The organism is Halomonas sp. H5, from assembly GCF_050613175.1.
GTDB classification, from domain to species: Bacteria; Pseudomonadota; Gammaproteobacteria; order Pseudomonadales; family Halomonadaceae; genus Bisbaumannia; species Bisbaumannia salifodinae.
This window is the reverse complement of record NZ_CP192510.1, coordinates 3,069,359-3,092,384: the sequence shown is the minus strand read 5'-3', so window position 1 is coordinate 3,092,384 and position 23,026 is coordinate 3,069,359. Positions and strand designations below refer to the sequence as shown.

Here is a 23,026-nt window from a genome sequence, read left to right as displayed (position 1 = left end):
GTTAATACATAATAACGATCCGGATCGCCGGGGGAAAAATGGATAAAGCGTTCGAGTCCCGCGGGACACGAGGGGGGCAGGGAGCCTGGTTGGGTGGCCTCTCTCCCAGCCTTCGCCACGGCCTGATTCTCACCCTGCTGGCGGCCTTCCTGGCCCTGGGTACCTGGCTGGTCTATGTGACCGGCGGTACCCGCTATGCCACCCCCTACCTGATGCTGGTTCCGGTACTGCTGGCGGCGGCGGGCTATGGCCTGAAGGGCGCCCTGGCCATTGCCCTGGTGGCAGGGGGACTGATGGCGCTGATGCCCCTGGACGTGGCCAGCCAGCAGCCCCAGCCCACCCTTAACTGGCTGATCCGCCTGTGCCTCTATCTGGTGATCGGCGGCGTGGCCGGTAGCCTCTTTAGCCTGCTCAACCGTGCTCATGCCACCAGCGAGCGGATGGCGCGCACCGATCCGCGCACCGGCCTGGCCAACCAGGTCGCCCTGGAGGAGGTCCTGCGGCGTCGCCTGGCCCAGGGCAGGCAGAGTGGTGTCGGCCTGATCCTGGTGCGTCTCACCGATATCGGCGATGTGCTGGAGGCCCTGGGCCCCGAGACCGCCGATGCCATGGTGATGGCCATGGGCGAGCGCCTGGGACGGCAGGATGGGCGCATCGTCGAGGTGTTCCGCTTCAGCAATTCCGAGCTCTACCTGCTGCTGGAGGGCGTCGGAACCGGAGAGCTCGAGGAAATCGCCGTTCATCTCGCCGAGGTTGGCGAGGAGAACCTGGTGGTGCAGGAGGTGCCGTTGCGGGCCCAACTGGTCATGGGCAGCAGTTGGCAAACCTCGGAGGCCACGACCGCCAGGGAGCTGATCCGCGAGTCGCGGGTCGCCATGCTGGCGGCCATGGAGAAGCACCGCCCGCACTGTCATTATTCCGCGGACCTGGCCCGCGACAAGCGCGAGGCACTGCAGCTGATCTCCCATGTACGACGCGACCTCGAGCGGGGGCGCTTCGAGCTGCACTTTCAGCCCAAGCTGCGGCTCGCCGATGGGCGGGTCTGTGGCTGCGAGGGGCTGATCCGCTGGCGCGATAAGCAGGACCTACTGATCGCTCCGAGGCTCTTTATGCCCAAGGTCGAGAGCACCAGTCTGATCGCCCCGGTGACCCGCTTCGTGGCCGACCAGGCGTGCCGCTTTGCCGCTACCGTCGACGGTGTGGTCGGCATCAATCTCTCGGTGCGCAACTTGCATGACGAGGCCCTGCTCGACGAGCTGCTGGCCCTGGCCCGGCGCCATGGCATCGCCCCAGAGCGCCTGGAGGTGGAGATCACCGAGAGCGCCCTGATGCATGACCTGGTGGGGGCCAAGCGGGCCCTGGAGCGGCTGCGGGGCCATGGCATGGGGGTCAGCATCGACGACTTCGGCACCGGCTTCTCCTCCTTCGAATACCTCCAGCACCTGCCGATCACCGGACTCAAGATCGATCGCACCTTCGTCAAGGGGCTCGGCGAGGACGCCCGCTCCCGGTGCCTGGTGGCCTGCCTGATCGACGTAGGGCACGCCCTGGGCCTGGAGGTCACCGCGGAGGGCGTCGAGACCCTCGAACAGCACCAGGCCCTGTGCCGGCTGGGCTGCGACCAGGCTCAGGGCTTTCTGTATGCCAAGGCCCTGCCGGCCGCCGACTACCGGGTCTGGCATGGCCAGCACCGCCCCGCCGCCTGGCTCGAGGTCGCCGATAGCTGAGGCCGGGGCGAGCCGGGATGCCGCCTATCGGTCGATGCTTTCCTCGTCTTCTCAGGGGCAGTCCAGGTCCCGCCCCGGGCGCCTCAGGCGCAGCAGGCCGGTGGCGATGGCGGTGCCCACCAGGGTGATGGCCATGCCGACGAGGATCTGCAGGCCGAGCCGTTCTCCCAGCAGTAGATAGCCCCATAGCAGGGCGCTGACCGGCACCAGGAAGGTCACCGTGGAAGTGGCGGTGGCCCCGGCGCTGGCAATCAGCCCGAAGTAGAGCAGGAAGGCGCCGGTGGTGCTGAAGGCGGCGAGTGCCAGGCCGTTGGCCCAGGCCAGGCCGCCGATCGGCTCCGTGGGCCATAGCCAGAGCCCCGGCAGCAGCAGGAGCAGCGCCGACATGGCCGAGCTGCCCGCTGCCAGGACCCGTACCGGCAGGTGGGCGAGGTAGGCCTTGGAGTAGTTGCTGGCCAGGCCGTAGCAGAAGGTGGCGCCGAGTACGGCGAGGATAAACCAGCCGTCGCCGCCCAGGGCGAAGTCGAGGCGATCCGCCGAGAGCACATAGACGCCGAAGAAGGCCAGGGCCAGCCCCAGGTATTGCTGGCGCTGGATCGGGGTGGCGAAGCAGAGCGCCCCCAGCAGGGCGGTGAAGATCGGCGTGGTGGCATTGATCAGGGAGGTGAAGCCCGCCTCCAGCCGGGTGGTGGCCAGGGCCAGCAGCGAGAAGGGCAGCACATGATTGACCAGGCCCAGCAGCAGCAGGCCCCCCTTGTTCTGCCACACCAGGCGCAGGTAGCGCAGGCTGAGCAGCAGCGGAACCAGCAGCAGGGCCCCCACCCCCATGCGCACCAGGATCAAGGGCACCGGGCCGAACTCCGGCACCGCCACCCGCATAAAGATAAAGGAGAGCCCCCATAGCGAGGAGAGCAACAGCAGGCGCAGGGAATCGGCCGGTGACATAAGGGCTCCTTGGGAGAGGGGACAACGCCTGCCGTGGCGTTGCCGCTGGGGGCTGGCGATGGCTCTGGTATAGGCGATGCCTCTGGTATAGTAGGGGGGCATCCCCAGGGAACACCAGATACGCCTATGTCAGCAGACCTGAATGACTTCGAGGAGAGCATCCGTCGCCAGATCGATGCCTTCACCAAGCCCAAGAAGACCCCTGCGCCCAAGCCGCCGAAACCGGCGGTCAGCGCCCATCGCGTCGGCTACCGCGTCAAGCTGGCGGTGCGCCCCCGGCAGCTCGCCCTGGACGAGGTCTTCGAGTACCAGTCCTCCAGTATCTCCAAGCTGGAGGCGCAGATGGAGGCCGAGAAGGCCGCCCGCAAGGCGGGCTACCCCATCATCGGTTACCTGATCGATATCGAACGCCTGTAACGGAAAGAGGAAGGGACTCATGGAGCCATGGACCTGGCTGACCTATGTGGGCGTGATCAGCGCCCTGATCATCTTTCCCGGCCCGGTGGCGCTGCTGTGCACTGCCCATGGGCTGCGCTTCGGCCGCCACCGCGCCACCGCCACGGTGCTGGGTGGCACCCTGGCCTCGCTGGTGATGATGACGCTCTCCGCTCTGGGGCTCGGCGCCATCCTGGCCACCTCCGAGACCGCCTTCCAGCTCCTCAAGCTGGCGGGGGGCGCCTACCTGATCTTCCTCGGCCTGCAGGCCTGGCTGGCCCGGCCCGAGGCGCCGACCCAGGGGGCCCCGGCGCCGGACGAGGCGGTCGGCACCTCGATTCCGCGACTGTTTCGCCATGGTTTCATGGTGGGGATCAGCAACCCCAAGGACCTGCTCTTCTTCGCGGCCCTGTTTCCCAACTTCATCAGCGTGGGCGAGCCGCAACTGCTGCAGTTCGCCATCCTGGCGCTGACCTGGCTGGTGATCGATACCAGCCTGATGTCCCTCTATGCCGCCATGGGCTCCGGCCTGGGGCGCTGGTTCGATCGTCCCGGCCGGGTGCGGGCCTTCAATCGCGCCACCGGCGGACTCTTTATGGCGGCCGGGGGAACCCTGGTCGCCTCCAGCCAGTAGGTCTATCGCTCAGGAGTCGAGAATGCAGATCACCCAGGTTGCCATCTATCCGGTCAAGTCGCTGGGCGGCATCGCCCTGGACGCGGCCGAGCTCGGTCCCCGGGGGCTCGAGTGGGACCGTCGCTGGATGGTGGTGGACGAGGCCGGGCGCTTCGTCACCCAGCGCCAACTGCCCGGCATGGCGCGGATTCGTGTGCGCCTGGAGGACGCGGCGCTGGTGCTGGAGCACCCCGAGGCGGCGCCGCTGAGCGTGCCGCTGGCACCGCGGGAGCGGCCCCGTCGCCGGGTCGAGATCTTCAAGCAGCACTGCCCGGGCCTCGACGAGGGCGAGCAGGCGGCCGGCTGGCTGACCGAGGTACTGGGCCGCGTCAGGCAGCAGGGACTGAGGCTGGTGCGCTTTCCCGAGGAGCATCGCCGCGCGGTGGAACCCGACCACCTGCGCGATGGCGAGCGGGCCCATACCGGCTTCGCCGATGGCTATCCCTTGCTGGTGGCCAACCAGGCATCCCTGGACGCCCTCAACGCGGTGTTGCGGGGCAAGGGCCTGGACCCGGTGCCCATGGAGCGTTTCCGGCCCAATCTCGTCGTCGCCGCAAACGAGGCCTTCGCCGAGGATGGCTGGGAGAGCCTGGCGGCCGAGGGAGGGCGTTATCGCCTGGGGCTGCGCAAGCCCTGCAAGCGCTGCCAGATCCCCACCGTCGATCAGCGCATCGGCGAGATCCCCCGCCCCGGTGAGCCGCTGCAGACCCTGATCGAGATGAAGACCCAGCCCCAGCTCAAGGGCGGTTACTTCGGCCAGAACGCCATCCTGCTGGCCGGCGAGGGGGAGATGCTGCGGGTGGGAGATCGACTAAGCGCCAGCTAAGCTGGGATCAGGGCCGCCGACCCACGGCGGCCGCCCCATCCGGGGCCCGTCGAGGGAGAGGCGCGCCATGGCCCAGCGACCCCTGATCCTGCTGCATGGCTGGAACGACACCGGCGAGGCCTTCGAGCGCCTGGCCGGTCACCTGCGTCGCCACCTGGGCGAGCGGCGCATCCGGCGCATCGCCATCGGCGACTACCTCTCCCGCCACGACGCCCTGCGCTTCGATGACCTCCAGGCGGCCCTGGAGCGGGCCTGGACCCGCCACGACCTGCCCCGCGCCCCGGCCAGCGTGGATGCCATCGTCCACTCCACCGGCGGCCTGGTGATCCGCGACTGGCTGGCCCGCCACTTCGCCCCCGACGCCTACCCCGTCAAGCACCTGGTGATGCTGGCCCCGGCCAACTTCGGCTCGCCCCTGGCCCATCACGGGCGCTCGCTGGTGGGACGGGCGATCAATGGCTTCTTCAACCGCCAGCGGGAACAGCCGCGCTTCGAGGCCGGCGCCGGGATCCTGCGTGGCCTGGAACTGGCCAGCCCCTATAGCTGGGAGCTGGCCCTGCGCGACCGCTTCGTCGGCGAGCCGGGCCCCTTCGCCCCGGGGCGTACCCTGTGCAGCGTGTTGGTCGGCAACCACGGCTATGGCGGTATCCGCTCGGTGGCCAACGAGGCGGGGGGCGACGGCACGGTGCGCATTTCCACCGCCAACCTCAACTGCGCCCGGGGCCAGATCCACTTCGAGGAGGGCCACCACCAGGGGCGCCCGGTCACGGTGCCGCGCCTGGCGGGCTGGCAGGACTCCGGCGGACGCTGCGCCTTTCGCATCGTCGATGGCCTCGATCACACCACCATCAAGCTCAATAGCCCGGAGAGCCGCCTCAGCGCCGCCCAGCGCCGGGCCCTGGGGCTGATCCTCGAGGCCCTGGGCGTGGAGGATGACGGCTTCGCGGCCCACTGCGATGCCTGGGAGGCGGCCAATGCGGCCCTGACTCGGGCCCCCGGCGGGCGCCGGGGCAAGTCCGGCTACCAGAATACCCTGGTGCGGGTGGTGGATCAGTTCGGGGCGCCGGTGCCGGACTATTTGATCGAGTTCTACGACCCCCGGGACGACCGCCGCGACGGCGGCGCCCTGGCCCGGGTGATGCACGAACAGGTGATCCTCAAGGTGCACCCCTACGGCGACGACGCCTCCTATCGCAGCTTCTATATCGATACCGCCCGGCTGCGTCACGAGGTGGCCAAGGCCGGCACCGAGCTGGGTCTGTCGATCACCGCCGACCCCATGCTGGGATCGGAGAAGGCGGCGGATCCCCCGGTGGGCTTTCTCACCTACGCCGACGAGGATATCGACGACCTGCGCCTGGACGCGGCCCAACTGGCCGCCTTCTTCCGGCCCCACCGCACCCTGCTGGTGGATATCGTGCTGCATCGGTCCCAGCATCAGCGGGTCGTGACGCTGCGCGACGATGCCGCAGCGGATTAGCGGCTGGCGCGCACCCGGCGCAGGTTGGTGAGCACCGGGGTGCCGGTGGCCGGGTCGCTGAGCAGGGTGCACTCCACGTCATAGAGTTCGCGGACCAGTTCCCGGGTGACCACCTCGGCGGGCGGGCCCTGGGCGATGATGCGGCCGTCGCGCATGGCCACCAGGTGGTCGGCGTAGCGGCAGGCGCTGGGCAGGTCATGGAGCACCAGGGCCAGGGTGCGTCCGGCCTCGGCCAGGCGCCGCACCAGCTCGAAGACCTCCAGCTGGTGGCCCAGGTCCAGCGCCGAGGTGGGCTCGTCGAGCAGCAGCAGCGGGGTCTGCTGGGCGATGGTCATGGCGATCCAGGCGCGCTGGCGCTGGCCGCCGGAGAGCGCCTCCAGGGGGCGCTCGGCCAGGTTCTCCAGGTCGGCGGCGGCCAGCGCCTCGCTGACCGCCCGCTGGTCGTCGGCGGACCACTGGCGCAGCCAGCCCTGGTGGGGCTGGCGGCCGAAGCGAATCAGGTCGCCCACGGTGAGCCCCTCCGGGGCGCTGGCCTCCTGGGGCAGCAGCGCCAGGCGCCGTGCCAGGGTGCGCGCCGGCAGGCGCCGGATGTCCTCGCCATCGAGGAGCACCGCGCCGCCCCCCGGGGCATGCAGCCGGGCCAGGCCGGCCAGCAGGGTCGACTTGCCGCAGCCGTTGGGCCCGACGATGGCGGTGACCCGGCCCGGCGGCAGGCTCAGGTCGAGGCCGTCGATCACGGCCTGGCGACCGTGGGCCAGGCTCAGCTCCCGGGCCTGGAGGCGATGGTGGTGGGCGGCGGTCATGGTCGATTCCTTATGATGAAGCTAGGCCAGGGGTTTTGCGGCGGGGCGCAGCAGGATCCATAGCAGCCAGGGGCCGCCGACGATGGCGGTGACGATGCCCACCGGCAGCTCGATGGGGGCCAGCAGCACCCGCCCCACCAGGTCGGCCAGCACCATCACCAGGGCCCCGGCCAGGGCCGAGGCGAGGATCGGCACGCCGCGCTTCGAGGCCAGGGAGCGGGCGATCTCCGGCCCCACCAGCCCCACCAGGCCCACCGGGCCGGCCACCGCCACGGCCAGGGCGGTAAGCAGCACCGATAGCGACAGCACCTGCCGGCGGCGCCGGCGCAGCATGACGCCGAGGCCACTGGCCACGGCATCGCTGAAGCGCATCAGGCTCAGCGAGCGGGCCAGGGCCAGCGCCAGGGGCAGGCCGACGGCCAGGCCGATGGCCAGCACCGTGACCGCCTGGCCGGAGCGGGCATTGAGGGTGCCCACCGTCCAGGGGTAGGCGGCATTGGCGGTATCGATGGCCACCCGCGCCAGCAACAGCTGGGTGATGGCACCAAACACCGCCCCCACGCCGATGCCGGCGACGATAAAGCGGTAGCCGCGGGTATCGCCGCCGCTGGCCAGGCCGAAGGTCAGGGCCGCGGCGGTGGTGGCGCCGGCCAGGGCCATGGCCGGCGGCGCCAGGGAGACGCCGAGTCCCACCACGGAGGCCACCGCGAAGGCGGTGGCGCCATTGTCGATACCGATGATGCCCGGGGTGGCCAGGCGGTTGCGGGCCAGGGTCTGCATCAGGCCGCCGGCCACGGCGAAGGCGGCGCCGGTGAGCCAGGCCGCCACCAGGCGCGGCAGGCGCAGCTCCTGGACCAGGAAGCCGGCCATGGGATCGCCGCCGCCGCGCAGGCCGGCATAGAGCTCGCCGGGTCCCAGGGTCACGCTGCCCAGGGCCAGATAGGCGGCGGAAGCGGCGAGCAGGCCGAGCATCAGCAAAAGGATAGCGATCAGGTCGCGCCGGTCGACGAGCAGGCTATGGCCGCCCCAGGCCAGGCGCCAGCGCCCCGGCGGGGCGCTGACCTCGGGGGAGGCCGCCCGCGGGGTGGCCTCCAGCCGTCGGCTGACGGTATCGGGACTCAATAGCATGGGGGCTCCAGGCGTCTCTCTCCTGACTCAGAGGCTCGGCAGGCGGCGGGCGCGCACCACCAGGATCAGTACCGGGGCGCCGCACAGGGCGGTGAGCACCCCCAGCGACAGCTCCGAGGGAGCCACCAGCAGCCGCGAGACGATATCGGCGCCGATCACCATCAGCGGGCCCAGGGGCAGGCAGAGCCAGAGGGTGCGGCGAATATCCGGGCCGGCCAGGGCGCGGGCGGCGAAGGGCACCACCAGGCCGACGAAGGCGATGGGCCCGGCGATGGCGGTGGCCGCCCCCACCAGCAGCGCCACCGCCAGCACCACCAGGCCGCGAATGCGCCCCGGGCGATGGCCGAGCCCCGAGGCGACCCGCTCGCCCAGGGCCAGGGCCGCCAGGGGGCGCGCCACCAGGGCGGTAATGGCGAGCGCCACGCTCAGGCTGGGCAGCACCGCCAGCAGGTCCGCCAGGCGGCGCCCGGAGAGGCTACCGATCACCCAGAAGCGGATCTCGTCGGCGGCGCGCTGATCGAACAGCAGCAGCAGCGAGGTGAGGGCGGCCAGCAGCGCCGAGAAGGCCGCCCCGGCCAGCACCAGGCGAATGGGGTCGTTGCCCAGGCCGCGCAGCCGCGCCACCCCCAGCACGCAGAGGCAGCCGGCCAGGGCGCCGGCCTGGGCCACCGCCACCCGCAGGGTGGTGGCGCTGGCGCCGAGCCACAGGGCCAGGGCCACGGCGAAGGCGGCGCCGGCGCTGACCCCCAGCAGGCCGGGCTCGGCCAGGGGGTTGCGCGACACCGCCTGGAGCAGGGCCCCGGCCACGCCCAGGGCCAGGCCCACCGCCGCGCCGATCAGGGTGCGCGGCAGGCGCAGCGAGCCCACCACGAAGCGGGCCTCCGCGTCGCCGCCGCCGGCCAGCACCGCCAGGGCGCGGCCCGCGGTCACCTCGCCGGCGCCCAGCAGCAGGCTGGCCAGCACCGCCAGGCCCAGCAGCAGGGCGAGGCCGGCGAGGGGGCGGCCCAGGCCCTCGGGCAGGCCGCGGCGGGGCAGGACGGCAATCACGGCAGCAGGGCGGCTTCGATATCGTCGAGCACCGCCAGGGCGGCCAGGGCGCCGGTGGCGCTGCTCCACAGCTGGCCGTCCACCGGTACCACGCGGTCGTTGGCCACCGCCTCGAGACGGGCGAAGGCCGGCGAGGTGCGCGCCGCGTCCAGGGCCTCCTGGCCCTCGGCATTGAGGGTGGCCAGGAACAGCCAGTCGCTATCCACCCGGCCCAGGTTCTCCAGGCTCAGTGGGTCGCTGTGCACGCCGCGGTCGTTGACCAGGCCGCCGTCGCTGACCTCGAGCCCCACCGTCTTCAGCAGGCCGGTGGCGAACAGCCGTTCGGACATCACCAGGGGGCCCTGGGGCATCCAGCGTACCAGGCTGGCCTCGCCGCTGACCTCGGCCTCGGCGAGCGCCTCGGCCAGCTCATGAGCGCGGCTCTCCACCTCGGCGATGGCCGCCTCCAGCTGGGCCTCGCGGCCCAGGGCCTGGGCATAGAGGCGGCTCTCGTCCTGCCAGTTATCCGGGCCCAGGGGCTGGCCGGGGGGCACGATGGTGGGGGCGATACGCGACAACAGGGCGTACTGCTCGTCGGCGAGCTGCGGCGGCGCCAGGATCAGGTCCGGGCGCTGGGCCAGCACCGCCTCCAGGTTGATCTCGCGTACCACGCCGACGATGGCCAGGTCGGTCTCGGGATGATGAGCGGCCAGGTAGTCGTCGATATAGCGGGCCACGCCGTCGCCGCCGCGGGTGGTCACCGCGCCCAGCGGCACCACGCCGCTGGCCAGGGCCGCGTCGAGGGCGCCCTCGTAGAGGGTCACGACCCGCTGCGGGTCGTCGCCGACCTCCACGGGGCCGTGGGCGGTCTCCAGCGTGGCGGCCAGGGCGGACTGGCTGGCAACCAGGCCGAGCAGCAGGGCCAGGCCGGCCAGGCGGTGGCGGGTGAGGGCGGAGGCAGACAGCGACATGGGACTCTCCTTGAGTGTCATGCGGGTGTCGCCCCCGAGACCGGGGGCGACAAGGGGGGAATGTTAATCAATTTCAAACGCGGCTTCTTAGCAGGCTTTCGGAACGGTCCGTTCGAAGAGTCGCAACGGGTTCAGAAGCTGACGTTGAGGCCCAGCCACAGGCGACGGCCATCCTCCACATAGCCGTACTCGTCGTAGGTGATGGTTTCGTCGAAGAGGTTGTAGATGCCGGCATTGATCCGCGCGTTGGGGGTCAGTTGGTAGCCGAGACCGGCGTCGACGAAGGTGTAGGAGGGGGCGACGATGGCGCTCTGGGACGGCCCGGTGTTGGGCTGGCTCTCCTCGCCGCGGTAGGTCACCCGGGTCCACTGGTCGAGGCGCTCGGAGGCCTGCCAGTCGAGGCTCAGGCTGGCCTGGTGGCGCGGCAGCTGGGTCAGCGGCTCGCCCTCGTACTCGCCGCTTTTTTGCTCGGAGTCGGTGAAGGTGTAGCTGCCGGTGAGCGCCAGGCGCTCGCCCAGCGGCGCGGTCAGGTGCAGTTCGACGCCCTGGGTGACCGCCTCGTCGACGTTGACCCGATAGGTGGGATCGCTGCCGAACTGGTTGGGTTCATCGGCGCAGACGCCCTCGGGGCAGGCGATGCGGGTGATCTTGTCCTCGAAGTCGTTATGGAAGAGGGTCAGGCCGCCGCTCAGGCCGTTGTCGCCGCTATAGAGCAGCGCCAGTTCCTTGTTGAGGGAGGTCTCCGGCTCCAGGTCGGGGTTGCCGTAGACATCGCCGCCACGACTGGTCTGTCCCCAGTCCGGGGTGATCTCGCGCAGGTTCGGCGAGCGGTAGCCGGTGGAGACGCCGCCCTTGAGGGTCCACTCCGGGGTCAGGCTGAAGACGCTGTAGAGGCGCGGGCTGAGATGGCTGCCGTAGTTCTCGCTGTCGTCCAGGCGCACCCCGCCGGTCAGCGCCCAGCGCTCGGTGAGCAGCCATTCGTCCTCGACGAACAGGCCCCACTGGCTGCTGGAAATATGGGTGCGGTCGGAGATCTGGTTGCTGGTCTGGTCGTCCAGCGACTCCTCTTCGTAATCGGCGCCCAGGGTCAGCATATGCCGGCCCAGCGGCAGCAGCAGGCTGGTGCGCGCCTGGGTGTTGGTGATCTCCATCTGGCGGGACGCGTTCTCGCTCACCTCGCGCTGCAGATGGCTCTCGCTGGTGCCGATGCCCCAGCGTCCGCTGTGGGTCAGCGCCAGGTGCTCGTTGCTGTAGTCGCCGACGTTGTCCGTGCAGCCGCCGCGGCAGCCTTCGGCGGGCGCCGAGTGACCCATCAGCGAGCGGCGCTCCTGGTGAGTGCGCCCGGCCTCGAGGGCGATATCATGATCCTGGTGAGGGGTCAGGGCCAGGCGCGCGGTCAGGCTCTGCAGGCGCTTGTCCTCGTAGCCGTTGAGGATATCGTCCTCGTCGCGCTGGGAGGCGCGGCCATAGACCTGCAGGCCCAGCAGGTCGGGCACCAGGGCCCCGCTGAGGTAGACATTGGCCTGGCGGCTATCGCCGGAGGCGCTGTCCTCCTGGAGTACGGTGTCGAGCCGTAGCTCGCCGTGCCACTCCTCGGCTACCTTGCGGGTGATGACGTTGACCACCCCGCCGATGGCATCCGAGCCGTAGAGGGTCGACATGGGGCCGCGGATCACCTCGATACGTTCGATGGCGGACAGCGGCGGCAGCCAGTCCTGCTCGAAGCCGGCGCTGCCGTTGGGGCGCGACTCCCGGGAGTTGCGCGGGCGGCCGTCCACCAGCAGCAGGGTGTACTGGGCCGGCATGCCACGGATACTGATATCGGCGCCGTTGTCACCGGCGCCGCCGCCGGTGACGATCACCCCGGGCACGTCGCGCAGGGCATCGATGATGTCCCGGTAGTGACGCCGCTCCAGTTGCTCGCGGCCGATCACGCTGATGGAGGCCGGCGCGTCCTGGAGTTGCTGCTCGAAGCCCGCCGCGGTGACGACGATATTGTCGAGTCTCTGGCCGTCGTCGGTCTGGGTGGCCTGGGCGGCCAGGGCGGGCTGGATGGACAGGGCCGCCAGGGAGGCGATGCTGGCGGACAGCAGGGGCCGGGCCAGGGGATGAGACATGAACTCGCTCCTCGAGTAGGATGCCGGCGGGGCCGGCAATGATTGCTAATGCGAATACATCTCATTGTTTCATAAGTTCGCACCCTAAGGGTCGAACGGCCCGTTCGGCGAATCACAACGCGGTAAGGAACAAGGCGGTAGGGAGGAGGCATGCGGGAACGGCTGGAGCAGTACCAGGTGGTGCTCTACCTGCTGGCGGTGGGCGCCGGCCTGTTGGTGGGCGCTTACTGGGGGGGCCTGGCCGAGGCCCTGATGGCGGGGCTCTGGCCGCTGCTGGGGGCCCTGCTCTATGCCACCTTTACCCAGGTGCCCTTAGCTGGCGCCTGGCGGCGGTTGGCGAGGACTCGCTTGCTGGCGGCGGCCCTGCTGGGCCACTTCCTGGTGATACCGCTGCTGCTGTGGGGCCTGGCGCAGCTGCCCCTGGCGCCGCCGGTGATGCTGGGCATCCTGCTGGTGCTGCTGGTGCCCTGCACCGATTGGTTCCTGGTCTTTACCCACCTGGGCGGCGGCGATACCCCCGCCGCCTTGGCCCTGACGCCGCTCAGCCTGTTGCTGCAACTGCTGTTGCTGCCCCTCTACCTCTGGCTGTTTCTCGACCAGGCGGCCCTGGCGGGGCTGCTGCGGCGCGAGCTGCTAGGGGCCTTCGTCGGGCTGATCCTGTTGCCCCTGGGGGCGGCCTGGCTGACCGAGCGCTGGGCCAGGCAGGGCCCGAGTGAGCGGCGCGCCCCGCGACAACGCCTGGTGGCCGGGCTGGGCTGGCTGCCGGTGCCGCTGCTGGCCCTGGTGCTCTTCCTGGTGGCGGCGGGGCAGGTGGGCGTAGTGAGCGATCACTCGGGCCTGCTGTTCGGCCTGGTGCCGCTGTTCGCCGCCTTCCTCGGTGTGGCCCTGGGGCTCGCCTGGCTCTTTAGCCGCGCCTTCCGCCTGCCCGCCGCCCAGGGCCGGGTGCTGGCCTTCGGCTTCGGCTCGCGCAACTCCTTCGTGGTGCTGCCGCTGGCCCTGGCGCTCCCCGCCGGCTTCGACGCCGCCGTCACCGTGGTGGTGATCCAGTCCCTGGTCGAGCTGCTCGGCATGCTGCTCTTCCTGCGCTGGGTCCCCCGCCTCTTCCCCCTTCCCTAGTTCAATCAACCCAGTGGGGTGGTGGGAGATGCTATGTTGCCCCTCAAGCCGTCACTGCGGTTTTTGTGGGAGCTCAGCTTCGCTGAGCGATTGGCGCCGTCAGGTGCCTTGATCGCCCGCAGGGCGATCGGGGGTATGGCCACAAGGGCGACTGCGTCGCCCAATCGCGCGGGAAACCCACGCTCCCACCACACCCGTGGCTACCAGGCCTGCTCCGGTGGCTACCAGGTCTACTGTGGCTTTAGCCGGCGATTTGATACCTCGGCAACCCATCAATTACCTGCTTCAACAGGCGATTAACGGCCACCCAAGCCTTGGTTCATCACCCCCGGTTGGTAACCCAGGCCACCTTCTCCTTGTGAGAGGTACCCCTCCCCCGTAGAAGCAGGGGTACCTCCGCGGAATTGACCGACTATCCCTCTAGTCAAAAAGTTAGGCCTTTCTAAGGCAGGGAGAAATGTTTTTTACTAAGCTGGATATTGTGTGTTTTATAAGGCTATATCCTTTTTCAAAGCATGTGTGGGTTGGAGGGTTAGGATTATGTCGGAGTATAATTATAAGCTTTTTGTTGTGCTTTTTTCATTGATGTTCTTGGTTTCCTGTGCAACTACGCTAGTATCTAATGAAGAAGCTAGAGAAGTTGAGATGAGGCATGTTATTGATGCTGGGGTTGTCACTCCTCGCCAAGGTTTTGGAGAGGTGGTGGTAAAGAGGGATCAAGGTTTAAATACATCGGCCTGTCGATCCAGGGTCTTTGTTGATGGAGAGCCTGTTGCAGATATAGCGCCTGGAGAAAAAGTAACAATGTACCTCCCCGTGGGCGAGGTCATGCTTGCAGCCAAGGCTACCGGGATTTGTGCAGGAGGATTGGTTGAGGTTAGTGCGAGAGTTAGCGATTCCAAAACCTCTACATTTAGAGTGTCTTATGGAACCTGGGGGGAGTTTTCTATACAACCTACTTCTTTTTGATTTGCGAGGTTGCTTTGTGATGAAAAAATCTAAAATCCTTTCCTTTCCTATGATTTTTATCATGGGAGGGGTTTTGCTTGGTGTTTATAGTTTTTTTGACACTGAGTCTTCAGTTCCTAGAGTCACTGATGCTGATAATCCTTCAGTGATTGACGATGGCTTTTCTGAGTCCGTGGGAGAACTTTATTGGGTTACGTCAGATCGTCTAAACAGGAGGACTTGTCCGTCTGCTAGTTGTGGTGTTGTTGGCAGGCTTATGTTTCGGGAGGCTACGAATGTATATGAGGTGAGAGATGGCTGGGCACGTGTGTCTGAGCCATATAACGCTGCTTGTGAGAGTGGTGAAAGCCGGTTTGTAGAAGAGGGTAACTCTGAATGCTCATCAGGGAATGGTATCATTGATGAGTATTTTTCCGAGTGGGTCTCTATTAGCTACCTATCTAGAGTTCGGCCAGCTGATCCGGCTGCTGATGCAGCAGGTATGGAAGAGTTAGTTGCTGGATCTGATGACTATAGGTTATATAAGGGTGTTTTTGTTAATTCTGCCAGGAGATTGATTCAGGATGGTCGCTGTACTGAACAGGATTTTGAAGATCTAGGGGGATGGGTTAATTCTATGTCTCATAGGGACTCTCCAGTGTATTTTGTTTACTGTGGTGGTATGAGCAGTAATGATCGGTTGTATCTTGATGCATCAACCGAGGAGGTTTTTAGGTAGTTTTTATGGGTTGGTGTTTTTTAATTGGTTTTTTAGGGTTTTTTATCAGTGTGGAGTTGGTGTTTGGTACGCGTTGTTGGTAGGGGGTTTTTATAGTGAGAAAGGTGGTCTTTCAGGTGTTTTATTATTCTTCAAGGGGGCTTTCCCTTGGACTGATCCTAAATTCTTAATTGTTCACCCTTGAGTTCAAGGAAATTCCACTCCCTCGGAGGGCAGCCCATGCACGCAGGCCTGCTCGTCGTACTCGCCGCTGAGCAGCGACTGGAAGCAGGGGGCGCCCTCGAGCAGGGCCCGGCCGACCCGGCGCAGGGCATCCACGTCGTCGCCGGGAAGGTGGAAGCTGGTGGGCAGGTTGAGGAAATAGTCCCGGGTATCGGTGTCGGCGAGCTGGTCGAAGCCCACATAGATGCGGTAGAGCTCGGCGGCGTGCAGGATGTCCTCGGGGGCTTCTTGCTGCGCCGAGAGGTGCTGGGCGTCGGCGCGGGTGCGCAGGGCCTGGCGCAGCAGTTCGATGCTGTCGAAGGAGTAGTTGGCCATGGGCACGCTGGAGATCTGGTTGACCACGGCGCCGAGCCCCGGCGCCCGGGGCGAGGCGTCATAGCCGGGATCCCGCCCCGGCCTGGCGTCCACCACGATGATCACCAGCTTGTCGATCGCCTCCAGGTTGAGGCGGGTCAGCAGGCTCCAGGGCGGGTCGGTGGAGCGCAGGGCGGTCAGCGGCAGGCGCAGGCCCAGGTTGTCGGCCACGCCGCCGTCCAGCAGATGCACGTAATCCCGCCCCGGCTCCTGATAGCGGCGCAGGCTGCGGGCGCGGTAGTAGCGGCGCGGGTTGGAGGCCAGGTCGCGCAGGCCGCGCTCCACCCAGGCCGGCTCCCGGTAGTCGCACTGGCCGGGGTAGGCATTCAGCGCGAGGGGCGTAAAGGCGATGGGGAAGTTGGAGGAGGCGGCCACCGCCCGGGAGATCGTGACGCCGTCCAGGTCGGCGCAGAGGGGATCGAACTGGGCCTGGATAAAGGCGAAGGACGAGCCCTTGGTCATGTCGGTGGCATTGAGCAGCAGGAAGGGCTTGCGGCGCGGCAGGTCGGCGAAGGTGGCGTCGCCGAGCAGCGTGGCCTGGTAGACCTCGTCGGCCAGGTCGATGCGTCCGAAGGTGGGGGAGGCGAGCCGCGCCAGGTGGTAGGGGTTGAGCAGGCGGCGCTTGAGCCGGCCCTCCAGGTCGGCGTAGAGGAAGTCGCGCAGGAAGGGCCCGTCGTCCGCGAAGATCGACTCCCGGTGCAGGGCATAGTAGGCGGCGGTAAAGCTGCCGCCGGAGACCGAGGAGAGAATATCCACCTCCTCGAGCAGGTTGCGCGACGCGCCGCCCAGGGGCACCCGGCTGTCGCGCAGGGCCTCCAGCACCCCGTAGGCCAGGGCCGCGGCCCGGGTGCCGCCGCCGGAGAAGGTCACGACCACGAAGAGCGCCTCGCCCTCGTCGGCGTCCGCCAGATTGGCGTAGCGGTAGCCCGCCTCATCATCGATGCGCTCGAGGCGGGCGGTCTCGGGAAAGCCGGCGCAGCCGGCCAGCAGCAGGGCGAACAGCGGTCCGGCGAGGCGGCGGTTCATGGGGTGGCCTCCCGGGGCCGGAAGTGCAGCACCAGGGGCGCATCGGCCCGGGTGCCGCTCAAGTGGATCTCGTGGCACTCGGGGGTGAAGTCGGGGCGCTGCGGGTTGAGGCCGATCACATGGTGGCCGGTCTCCAGTTGCATTAGCCGGTTGGTCCAGCCGGCGGGGCGGCCGTCCACCCACACCTTGCGCCGGCTGGGGTAGCTCACCTTGAGGTATTGATCCATGGGGTCCTCCCCCGTCAGCGGCGTGTCTCTATCTGAGCCGGGGCCCTGTCAGCGGCGGGCCTCAAGGGCGAAGTCGAGGATCCGCCGGCGCCCCAGCCACACCTTGCCCAAATAGACGCCCGGCTCCACCTCGCGGATTTCGTCGCGCACCGCGCGGAAGAAGAAGGAGGTGCTGGAGTAGTCGATGATGATGGTGGCCTTGCCGTCCATCCAGCTCTCGCCCCGGTAGACCTTGGCCACCACGAAGCTGAGGCTGAAGGGGGTGATCTTGTTGACCAGCACCCCGGCGGAGCCGTCCTCCGCGAACATGTCGAAGACCTTGCCCTGCCAGGCGAAGAGCCGGGCGAAGCGGGCATAGGCCCGGGCGAAGAGGCTGCCGGTGACGATGGGGGTACCCCGGGTCTCGCCCTGGGGGATCTGGCCGGGGCCGGCCTGGCGATAGAGGTCGTCGAGGCGTTCTCGGCTCAGGCCCAACCACTCTTGCACGGTGGCACTCATGGCCGTTCCTCCTGTGTCGATGGACGCTCAGGGCGGGGACTCACCCGCCAGCGTGGCGTTATGGGTGGTGCGCTGGGCCCCGGCGGCCTGGTAGATGGCCCGGCGCAGGCGATTGATGCCGCCCAGGGGGCGGTGGGCCGGGTGGGTGTTCCAGGGGTTGAAGACCGTCGACTCGCAGCGCGCCAGGGCCTGGGGCGTGTCGATGGCCTGGCGATGCAGGATCAGCCGGGCCACCGGGCGGAAGGGGGAGGCCTCCTCGTCCCACACCACCGAGGCGTCCTCGATGGGCATGGCCTCGGGATCGGTCTGGAGCTGCACCTGGAAGCTCAGGCAGGCCTCGCCTTCCTCGAGCTGTTCGGCCAGGGCATGGCGCAGATGGTCGGGGTGATCCGGGTCGGGGGCCACCATCGGGGCTGGGTCGCCGGCGCAGGAACGCAGCGAGTACTTCACCGCGCGGCCCTCGCCGAAGCGGTAGGGGGTAGTGCTCCAGTAGGTCACCGCCAAGGGGCTGTCGGGCTGGCCGCGGGCGCGCAGGGCGATCATCAGGGAGCGGGGCTGGGGGGCCAGGGGATTGACGAAGTACCACCAGAGGCGCTCGTCGGCCACCGCCTCGACGAAGCGGTAGAAGGCCTCGGGGGTGCCGGCGAAGAGCGCCGGGTGGCTGTTGAACAGGAAGTCCTGCTGGCCCGGCGGGCCGGCGAGGCTCTCGGCCCCCGGCACCCCGAACAGGCGCAGCGAGGCGCCGCGCAGGTCCTTGTCGCGGTCATCCTGCCGGGTGGCGTTGGCGAAGCGCACCAGGGCTTCAAAGCGGCCCGGCTCGGCGAAGAGGCCCACCGCCAGGTCGTCGTCCAGGGGCGGCACCTCGAAGGTGGCGGTGGCGCAGGCCACGGTCTTGGGCTGGTTGAAGCGCGGGATGGGCTCGCCGGCGGCCCGGTGGCGTTCGCCGATCTCGAGGATGCGCTCGGTCATGGCCGCGCCCAGGGCCGCCTCGCCGGGGGCGACGCGCTCCTCGCCCAGGGCCGGCGGCGGCTCCTCGCCGCAGCCGGCCAGGGTCGCCAGCACCGCCACCAGGGCCAGCCGCCGAGCGGTGACGCCCCGCCGGGGCCTAGTCGGCGAAGGCATCATCGTTCTCGGCGCCCGGCCGCGGCGTCCACTCCAGGGAGTAGTAGTCGCCGCGATCCCGGGCCCAGGGGTCGAAGGCATTGATCACCGGCTCGAGCTCCTCGGCCAGCCCCGGCACGGTGCGCTGCAGTACCCGCTTCATGGGCGACACCGGTTGGCGGTGGCCGTTGGGGGTGCCTTGCTCCATGACCACGCCGTCGGGGCCGTTGTTGAGCACCCACTCATGGCCCAACTGGGTGTAGAACTCCGGGCGGAAGCTGGAGGTGAAGAAGCGGTCGCTGAACAGCCGACGCGAGGCGTTGAGGATAAACACCACAAACTGGGTCTCGGAGATGGCGAAGCCGTGGGGGCGCACCGGCTCGGCCAGCCAGCCCACCACGGCGTCCACGTCCTCGATATTGTCCACCAGGCTGCCGTCCGGGTGGCCCAGGCAGTCGTTGGGGTAGTGTCCCTCGGCGTCCCGGTAGGCGTGGGAGATGATCTTGTCGGCGTCGCACTGGTGCTGGCCGTAGATCTCGCGCATGCGCTCGACCAGCTCGGCCTGGCGTTGGCGCTCGGGGTGGTCCGCCGGTAGCCGCGGGTCGATGAAGTCGTCGAAGCTGGTCAGCTGCCTGAGGCCGTACTGGCGGCGGAACTCGTTGAAGCGCGGCACGCCCCGCTCGCGGTCGCGGATGATATCCAGGGCGGCGATATCCAGGCGCCCGGAGCCCTCCAGGTGGGGCATTGGCAAGTTCTGCAGGAACTGGCCGTGGTTGCCCAGGGTGAGCAGCCCCAGGCGCTGGCGACCCAGGCTCAGCGCCCAGTCCTCCACCCCGTGGTCGCGCAGCAGGTCGCTGGCGCCGGCGCGGAAGCCCTCCACCGCCGGCACCCGGTGGGCGATGCGGTCGGGGGTGTCGAGTCGGCGCAGCTCCAGCAGGTCGGGCACCAGGGGGTGGAGGCGGTAGACGGTGATAAATTCCTCGGGGAAGTTGAACGGCGAGCCGAAGTGGTTGGTGCCGCCGTTGACGTGCTCGGGGTCGGCCAGTGACCAGACGTCCCGGCGGCCCGGGTGGAGGGGCGAGAATACCGTGCGCCCCTCGTAGCGCTCGCTGCCCATGCCGAAGATACCGGGGCCGGCGGCCAGCACCGAGTACCAGGCATTGGCGTGGCGTGTGTCGTCGGAGTCGCGCAGGCGTTCCACGACCCGGTTCATCACCCCATCCATCAGCGGATGCTCGGCCAGCAGGCCGTTCCAGTTGGAGTTCATGCCGCGGTAGAGGGGCTCGTTATAGAGCAACTGGGGCGTCCACTCGATGGTATGGATCTTGGCGATCATCGCCGCGACCACCAGGCGCGCGGCCTCGAAGAGCTCGTCGTCGCTGACCTCGGCGTAGCGGATCACCCGCTCCGGGTCGGCGGGGTCGCGCAGGCCGGAGTCCGCCTCGGGGGTGGCGGCGGCGCGCTCGCGGAAGGCGTCGACGAAGGCGTTGTGCTCGCGGCTGAAGACGGTGTGGTAGAAGGCGATGCCCAGGGTCCAGTTGTCCGGGAAGGCGGCGGCCTCCTGGCCGCTCCAGACGGGATGGATGGGGTCACAGTCGGCTGCCTCGGCGGCCGTCTCGCAGCTCGGGCCGAAGCGGGGCAGGTAGCCCGCCTCGTCGCCCGGCAGGGGCCTGAGCCGCAGCTTGGCGGGGTCGTCCGGGTCGCGCTTGACCCGGCGCCGGCTGCGCTCGTCGTAGCCGTAGAGCTGGGAGGCGTCCCACCAGGCGGTGACGGTGTTGTCGAAGGTGCGGTGGGCCCGCTCCAGGTAGCGCTCGCCGTCGTGGGTGAAGGTGGCCGGGGGGCTATCCTCGGCCACCAGGCTGGGCTGGAAGCGATCCTCCGGCCGGCAGCCCAGGGCCGGGTCGTCGCAGCCCGCCGGCAGCAGTTGGCTGCGGTCGTTCTCGCCCTCGTCCAGGTGCGAGAACCAGTCGTGGGTCATGAACTGGATCCAGTAGGCGGCTAGGACGTTGAAGAAGGGCGCCGCCTGGTAGTCGCAGTGGGCGGCGGGATCATGGCCGGGCAGGCCCTGGCCCTGGTTGCACAGCTCGGGCCGCGACTGGGGCCGGGTGAAGAGCTCGCGGCTGATGCGCTGCGGGTCCGGGGTCATCGGGCCGAGGCGCTCGCCGTGGCGGTTGCGGGTCAGCTCGGTATGGCCCTGGTCGGGGAAGGTCTCGGTGAATTCCACGTTGCGGGCGAAGGGGGTGCGGGTCGCGCCCATGCGCGGGTTATCGATGTCGTTGCAGATGCCGGTGAGGGTGCGATGGCGGATCAGCTTGCCCCGGCAGCGCTGCTCGCCGTCGCCGCCCACGGCCTCATACTGGGGGTGCTCCGGCGGCAGGCGCAGGGCGTCCCAGCGGCGCAAGGTGGGGCCGGGGGCGCCGTCGCGGCCCCGCACGTACTCCGCATAGGTGAGGTTGTCGAAGAGGTTGAACTTGATCAGCTCGACCCGGGCGTACTCCAGGTCGAGCAGGGCGCCGTCGATGCCGCGGGCATTGGGGTTGACGTGGATGCGCTCGCTGAGCCCGCCCACCAGGGAGCGGATCCAGCCCTCATCGTAGCGGGCATTGCGCGAGGCGCCGTCGCCGGTGGCCCAGTAGCTCTGCCAGTCGACCCAGGGGGTATCGAGTTCCAGGAAGCCCAGGGCGCGGCGGCCGCCGCGGCAGTGGGCGGTATCCTCGCGGACCTTGCCCAGGAAGCGGTCGGCGCGATCGTCGGGGACCTCCAGCAGGCCGCCGCCGATCATCCGCCGACAGGCGCGCAGGGCCTGCCAGGTCTGCATCCAACTGGGGTGGTCGGCCTCGGGATGGGATCCGGCCTGGTCGGAGAGGGACGCCTCGTCGGGTGTCTGGCCGGCGGCGGGCAGGGCCAAGGCGGCCAGGCCCATCATCATCAGCGCCCCTGCCGACAGCCGTGCCGATCGTCGTGCCCACCGAAGGAACAGCGAACTGGGGCGGCGACCAACGGGACGGGTGGCATCCTCGCGCACGGCAGACATGCCGGTATCCTCCTTGGGAACGCGCAGGGGCCGGGGACGGCGTGCCGCGTCCTCCTCGATCGGCGATAAGGCGAGAAAAGTATAGTCAACGTTTTTCTTAGGAGGCTGTCGGGGTTGGCCGATCGTCACGAGAATCACGGATTTCGAGTCAAATTTATCGATCGATTGAGGCGAATAGCGAGCTATTTAACGAAATGGATCGAATGAAGTTGGCCGAAAGCCCGGGATTCGCAGTAGATCAGCGCTAAGTCCGACAGCCTCCTGTAGGTCGCCATCGACGGGAGTGTCTAGACTGCTGATCACGGGCGGCCCCCCGGGCCGCCGATCCCACGCCAACACAGGGACGGGGGGCAGGGCGATGCGCGGGCAGTCGGCACTCAACCTGGTGATGACCCTCAAGCCCGGCCACGAGGCCGAGGTGCAGGCGCGGCTCGAGGCCATGCGCGGCGACCCGGGTGGCAACGCCATCCTGCCCTTCGCGCGCCTCGAGGGCGTGCACTTCGCCCGCCTGGTGCTACTCCCGGAGGCCTTCCGCCGCGGCGGGCGCCGCTACCCCCCGCAACTGGTGCTGGCCGCCAATATCGATGGCGAGATCGCCCCCTGCCTGGAGGCCCTCGCCGCGGCCGGCGGCGAGGGCCTCACCGAGCTGCTCCGCCACTGCGAGGGCTTCCCCGACCCCGCCAATCCCTCCCGGCTGCACGCCTTTCTCGACGCCCACCGGCTGCCGGTGCGGGCCTTCTACGTCAATACCCTGGGGCGCACCCTGGCCCAGGTGGAGCTCGAGGGGCGCCTGCATGATGCCCTGCGTCGCCATCTCGACGAGCACGACTGGCGGGGCCAGTCGCCCCAGGCGGTGCGCCGGGCGCTGATTCGCTTCGTTGCCGGCCGCGATGACCTGCGCGAGGCCCTGAGCCCCGCCGAGGGGCCGTCCCGCTGGCGCTGGCTGCAGGGCTGGGGGATGCTCGGGGCCATCGCCCTGGCGGGGCTGGCGCTGGCCCTGCTGCTGTGGCCGCTGACCCTGCTGGCGTTGATCCTGCTGCGCGGGCACGAGATTGCCAATGCGCCCTATAACCGCCGCCCCCGGGACGCCCAGGTGCGCCGCCTGGAGGCCGACGAGGACCATGGCCTGCATAACCAGCTCTCGGCGGTGGGGCGCATCCAGGCCGGGCCCTTCCGGCGCCTGGTGCTGTATCCGGCGCTGTGGCTGCTGCACCTGGCCAGCGCCTGGGTCTTCTACCGCGGCAAGCTGGCCGAGGTGGACACCATCCACTTCGCCCGCTGGGTGATCCTCGACGGCGGCCAGCGGGTCTACTTCTTCAGCAACTTCGACGGCAGCCCCGAGAGCTACCAGGACGATTTCATCGAGCGGGTCGCCTTCGGCCTCAACCTGGTGTTCAGCAACGGCGAGGGCTGGCCGCGCACCCGCTGGCTGCTGTTCGGCGGCGCCTCCGACGAGCAGGCCTTCAAGGCCTACTACCGGGACCACCAGGTGCCCACCGCGGTCTGGTATCGGGCCCCGGCCTATGCCGGGCGCAGCGCGGTCAACCTGGCCAACCAGGCGGCGGTGCGTGCCGGGCTCTCCGGCGAGATGACCGAGGCGCAGTGTCGCGCCTGGCTGCGGAGGCTCTAG

At 68.8% G+C, this 23,026-nt stretch carries 20 protein-coding genes; 9 read left to right on the top strand and 11 right to left on the bottom strand.

Translation table 11 applies throughout. The features are described from left to right. Nucleotides 1-89: 89 nt before the first annotated feature. The gene (locus ACQ1W9_RS14295) at nt 90-1,727 is read left to right on the top strand and encodes a putative bifunctional diguanylate cyclase/phosphodiesterase (protein WP_431023968.1); all 1,638 of its coding nucleotides are present in this window, start codon (nt 90-92) and stop codon (nt 1,725-1,727) included. A 51-nt stretch (nt 1,728-1,778) separates the two neighbouring features. On the opposite strand, the gene ACQ1W9_RS14290 is transcribed toward ACQ1W9_RS14295, so the two are convergent. Continuing rightward, nucleotides 1,779-2,672 (bottom strand): DMT family transporter, encoded by an 894-nt coding sequence (locus ACQ1W9_RS14290; protein WP_431023967.1) that lies wholly within the window; start codon nt 2,670-2,672, stop codon nt 1,779-1,781. A gap of 126 nt (nt 2,673-2,798) precedes the next feature. On the opposite strand from ACQ1W9_RS14290, the gene ACQ1W9_RS14285 reads away from it, so the two are divergent. The 4 genes from ACQ1W9_RS14285 (at nt 2,799) to ACQ1W9_RS14270 (ending at nt 6,086) form a co-directional block, all read left to right on the top strand. Continuing rightward, nucleotides 2,799-3,089, top strand: coding sequence for a hypothetical protein (locus tag ACQ1W9_RS14285; RefSeq protein ID WP_346063806.1), 291 nt, complete (start codon nt 2,799-2,801; stop codon nt 3,087-3,089). A 19-nt stretch (nt 3,090-3,108) separates the two neighbouring features. Beyond that, nucleotides 3,109-3,741 carry a LysE family translocator gene (locus ACQ1W9_RS14280; RefSeq protein ID WP_431023966.1) on the top strand — a complete coding sequence of 211 codons (633 nt, stop codon included), beginning with the start codon at nt 3,109-3,111 and terminating at the stop codon, nt 3,739-3,741. 22 nt (nt 3,742-3,763) lie between these two features. Continuing rightward, nucleotides 3,764-4,606 carry an MOSC domain-containing protein gene (locus ACQ1W9_RS14275; RefSeq protein WP_431023965.1) on the top strand — a complete coding sequence of 281 codons (843 nt, stop codon included), beginning with the start codon at nt 3,764-3,766 and terminating at the stop codon, nt 4,604-4,606. A 67-nt stretch (nt 4,607-4,673) separates the two neighbouring features. Beyond that, nucleotides 4,674-6,086, top strand: a complete 1,413-nt coding sequence (locus tag ACQ1W9_RS14270; RefSeq protein WP_431023964.1) for an esterase/lipase family protein — start codon at nt 4,674-4,676, stop codon at nt 6,084-6,086. Here ACQ1W9_RS14270 and ACQ1W9_RS14265 read toward each other — a convergent pair. The 5 genes from ACQ1W9_RS14265 to ACQ1W9_RS14245 all read right to left on the bottom strand — a co-directional run bounded on the left by ACQ1W9_RS14265 (nt 6,083) and on the right by ACQ1W9_RS14245 (nt 12,131). Then, nucleotides 6,083-6,889 (bottom strand): ABC transporter ATP-binding protein, encoded by an 807-nt coding sequence (locus ACQ1W9_RS14265; RefSeq protein WP_431023963.1) that lies wholly within the window; start codon nt 6,887-6,889, stop codon nt 6,083-6,085. The genes ACQ1W9_RS14270 and ACQ1W9_RS14265 overlap by 4 nt on opposite strands. Nucleotides 6,890-6,910: 21 nt before the next feature. Beyond that, nucleotides 6,911-8,017, bottom strand: a complete 1,107-nt coding sequence (locus ACQ1W9_RS14260) for a FecCD family ABC transporter permease (protein ID WP_431023962.1) — start codon at nt 8,015-8,017, stop codon at nt 6,911-6,913. Between the two features lie 27 nt (nt 8,018-8,044). Next, complete coding sequence (locus tag ACQ1W9_RS14255; RefSeq protein ID WP_431026452.1) at nt 8,045-9,025, bottom strand: FecCD family ABC transporter permease; 981 nt, start codon at nt 9,023-9,025, stop codon at nt 8,045-8,047. A gap of 35 nt (nt 9,026-9,060) precedes the next feature. Further along, a complete protein-coding gene (locus ACQ1W9_RS14250) occupies nt 9,061-10,014 on the bottom strand; it encodes an ABC transporter substrate-binding protein (RefSeq protein WP_431023961.1) in 954 nt (317 codons plus the stop codon). 131 nt (nt 10,015-10,145) lie between these two features. Further along, entirely contained in the window at nt 10,146-12,131 is a 1,986-nt protein-coding gene (locus ACQ1W9_RS14245; RefSeq protein WP_431023960.1) for a ligand-gated channel protein, read from the bottom strand. 150 nt (nt 12,132-12,281) lie between these two features. On the opposite strand from ACQ1W9_RS14245, the gene ACQ1W9_RS14240 reads away from it, so the two are divergent. From ACQ1W9_RS14240 to ACQ1W9_RS14230, 3 genes are all read left to right on the top strand, one after another. Further along, nucleotides 12,282-13,247 carry an arsenic resistance protein gene (locus ACQ1W9_RS14240; RefSeq protein WP_431023959.1) on the top strand — a complete coding sequence of 322 codons (966 nt, stop codon included), beginning with the start codon at nt 12,282-12,284 and terminating at the stop codon, nt 13,245-13,247. Between the two features lie 540 nt (nt 13,248-13,787). Then, a complete protein-coding gene (locus ACQ1W9_RS14235; protein WP_431023958.1) occupies nt 13,788-14,216 on the top strand; it encodes a hypothetical protein in 429 nt (142 codons plus the stop codon). 19 nt (nt 14,217-14,235) lie between these two features. Further along, complete coding sequence (locus tag ACQ1W9_RS14230; RefSeq protein ID WP_431023957.1) at nt 14,236-14,934, top strand: hypothetical protein; 699 nt, start codon at nt 14,236-14,238, stop codon at nt 14,932-14,934. Nucleotides 14,935-15,120: 186 nt separating this feature from the next. Here the strand turns inward: ACQ1W9_RS14230 and ACQ1W9_RS14225 are convergent, their stop codons facing one another. From ACQ1W9_RS14225 to ACQ1W9_RS14205, 5 genes are read right to left on the bottom strand one after another with little or no spacing between them, the layout of a single operon-like run. Then, nucleotides 15,121-16,536, bottom strand: coding sequence for a patatin-like phospholipase family protein (locus ACQ1W9_RS14225; RefSeq protein WP_431023956.1), 1,416 nt, complete (start codon nt 16,534-16,536; stop codon nt 15,121-15,123). Further along, nucleotides 16,533-16,763, bottom strand: coding sequence for a hypothetical protein (locus ACQ1W9_RS14220; RefSeq protein ID WP_431023955.1), 231 nt, complete (start codon nt 16,761-16,763; stop codon nt 16,533-16,535). The genes ACQ1W9_RS14225 and ACQ1W9_RS14220 overlap by 4 nt, the downstream gene beginning before the upstream one ends. A 48-nt stretch (nt 16,764-16,811) precedes the next feature. Beyond that, nucleotides 16,812-17,261: a hypothetical protein gene (locus tag ACQ1W9_RS14215; RefSeq protein ID WP_431023954.1), complete on the bottom strand. Its 450-nt coding sequence runs from the start codon at nt 17,259-17,261 to the stop codon at nt 16,812-16,814. A gap of 27 nt (nt 17,262-17,288) precedes the next feature. Further along, on the bottom strand, nt 17,289-18,383 hold the full coding sequence (locus ACQ1W9_RS14210; RefSeq protein ID WP_431023953.1) for a hypothetical protein: 1,095 nt from the start codon (nt 18,381-18,383) through the stop codon (nt 17,289-17,291). Then, nucleotides 18,367-21,396, bottom strand: a complete 3,030-nt coding sequence (locus ACQ1W9_RS14205; RefSeq protein ID WP_431023952.1) for a peroxidase family protein — start codon at nt 21,394-21,396, stop codon at nt 18,367-18,369. The genes ACQ1W9_RS14210 and ACQ1W9_RS14205 overlap by 17 nt, the downstream gene beginning before the upstream one ends. A gap of 358 nt (nt 21,397-21,754) precedes the next feature. On the opposite strand from ACQ1W9_RS14205, the gene ACQ1W9_RS14200 reads away from it, so the two are divergent. After that, a complete protein-coding gene (locus ACQ1W9_RS14200; RefSeq protein ID WP_431023951.1) occupies nt 21,755-23,026 on the top strand; it encodes a hypothetical protein in 1,272 nt (423 codons plus the stop codon).

Coding starts and splice junctions, on each gene's coding strand:
- ACQ1W9_RS14280 (WP_431023966.1), top strand. CDS start 3,109: ATGGAGCCATGGACCTGGCTGACCTATGTGGGCGTGATCAGCGCCCTG.
- ACQ1W9_RS14260 (WP_431023962.1), bottom strand. CDS start 8,017: ATGCTATTGAGTCCCGATACCGTCAGCCGACGGCTGGAGGCCACCCCG.
- ACQ1W9_RS14210 (WP_431023953.1), bottom strand. CDS start 18,383: ATGCCTTCGCCGACTAGGCCCCGGCGGGGCGTCACCGCTCGGCGGCTG.
- ACQ1W9_RS14285 (WP_346063806.1), top strand. CDS start 2,799: ATGTCAGCAGACCTGAATGACTTCGAGGAGAGCATCCGTCGCCAGATC.
- ACQ1W9_RS14245 (WP_431023960.1), bottom strand. CDS start 12,131: ATGTCTCATCCCCTGGCCCGGCCCCTGCTGTCCGCCAGCATCGCCTCC.
- ACQ1W9_RS14235 (WP_431023958.1), top strand. CDS start 13,788: ATGTCGGAGTATAATTATAAGCTTTTTGTTGTGCTTTTTTCATTGATG.
- ACQ1W9_RS14215 (WP_431023954.1), bottom strand. CDS start 17,261: ATGAGTGCCACCGTGCAAGAGTGGTTGGGCCTGAGCCGAGAACGCCTC.
- ACQ1W9_RS14200 (WP_431023951.1), top strand. CDS start 21,755: ATGCGCGGGCAGTCGGCACTCAACCTGGTGATGACCCTCAAGCCCGGC.
- ACQ1W9_RS14270 (WP_431023964.1), top strand. CDS start 4,674: ATGGCCCAGCGACCCCTGATCCTGCTGCATGGCTGGAACGACACCGGC.
- ACQ1W9_RS14275 (WP_431023965.1), top strand. CDS start 3,764: ATGCAGATCACCCAGGTTGCCATCTATCCGGTCAAGTCGCTGGGCGGC.
- ACQ1W9_RS14220 (WP_431023955.1), bottom strand. CDS start 16,763: ATGGATCAATACCTCAAGGTGAGCTACCCCAGCCGGCGCAAGGTGTGG.
- ACQ1W9_RS14290 (WP_431023967.1), bottom strand. CDS start 2,672: ATGTCACCGGCCGATTCCCTGCGCCTGCTGTTGCTCTCCTCGCTATGG.
- ACQ1W9_RS14265 (WP_431023963.1), bottom strand. CDS start 6,889: ATGACCGCCGCCCACCACCATCGCCTCCAGGCCCGGGAGCTGAGCCTG.
- ACQ1W9_RS14240 (WP_431023959.1), top strand. CDS start 12,282: ATGCGGGAACGGCTGGAGCAGTACCAGGTGGTGCTCTACCTGCTGGCG.
- ACQ1W9_RS14250 (WP_431023961.1), bottom strand. CDS start 10,014: ATGTCGCTGTCTGCCTCCGCCCTCACCCGCCACCGCCTGGCCGGCCTG.
- ACQ1W9_RS14230 (WP_431023957.1), top strand. CDS start 14,236: ATGAAAAAATCTAAAATCCTTTCCTTTCCTATGATTTTTATCATGGGA.
- ACQ1W9_RS14205 (WP_431023952.1), bottom strand. CDS start 21,396: ATGTCTGCCGTGCGCGAGGATGCCACCCGTCCCGTTGGTCGCCGCCCC.
- ACQ1W9_RS14225 (WP_431023956.1), bottom strand. CDS start 16,536: ATGAACCGCCGCCTCGCCGGACCGCTGTTCGCCCTGCTGCTGGCCGGC.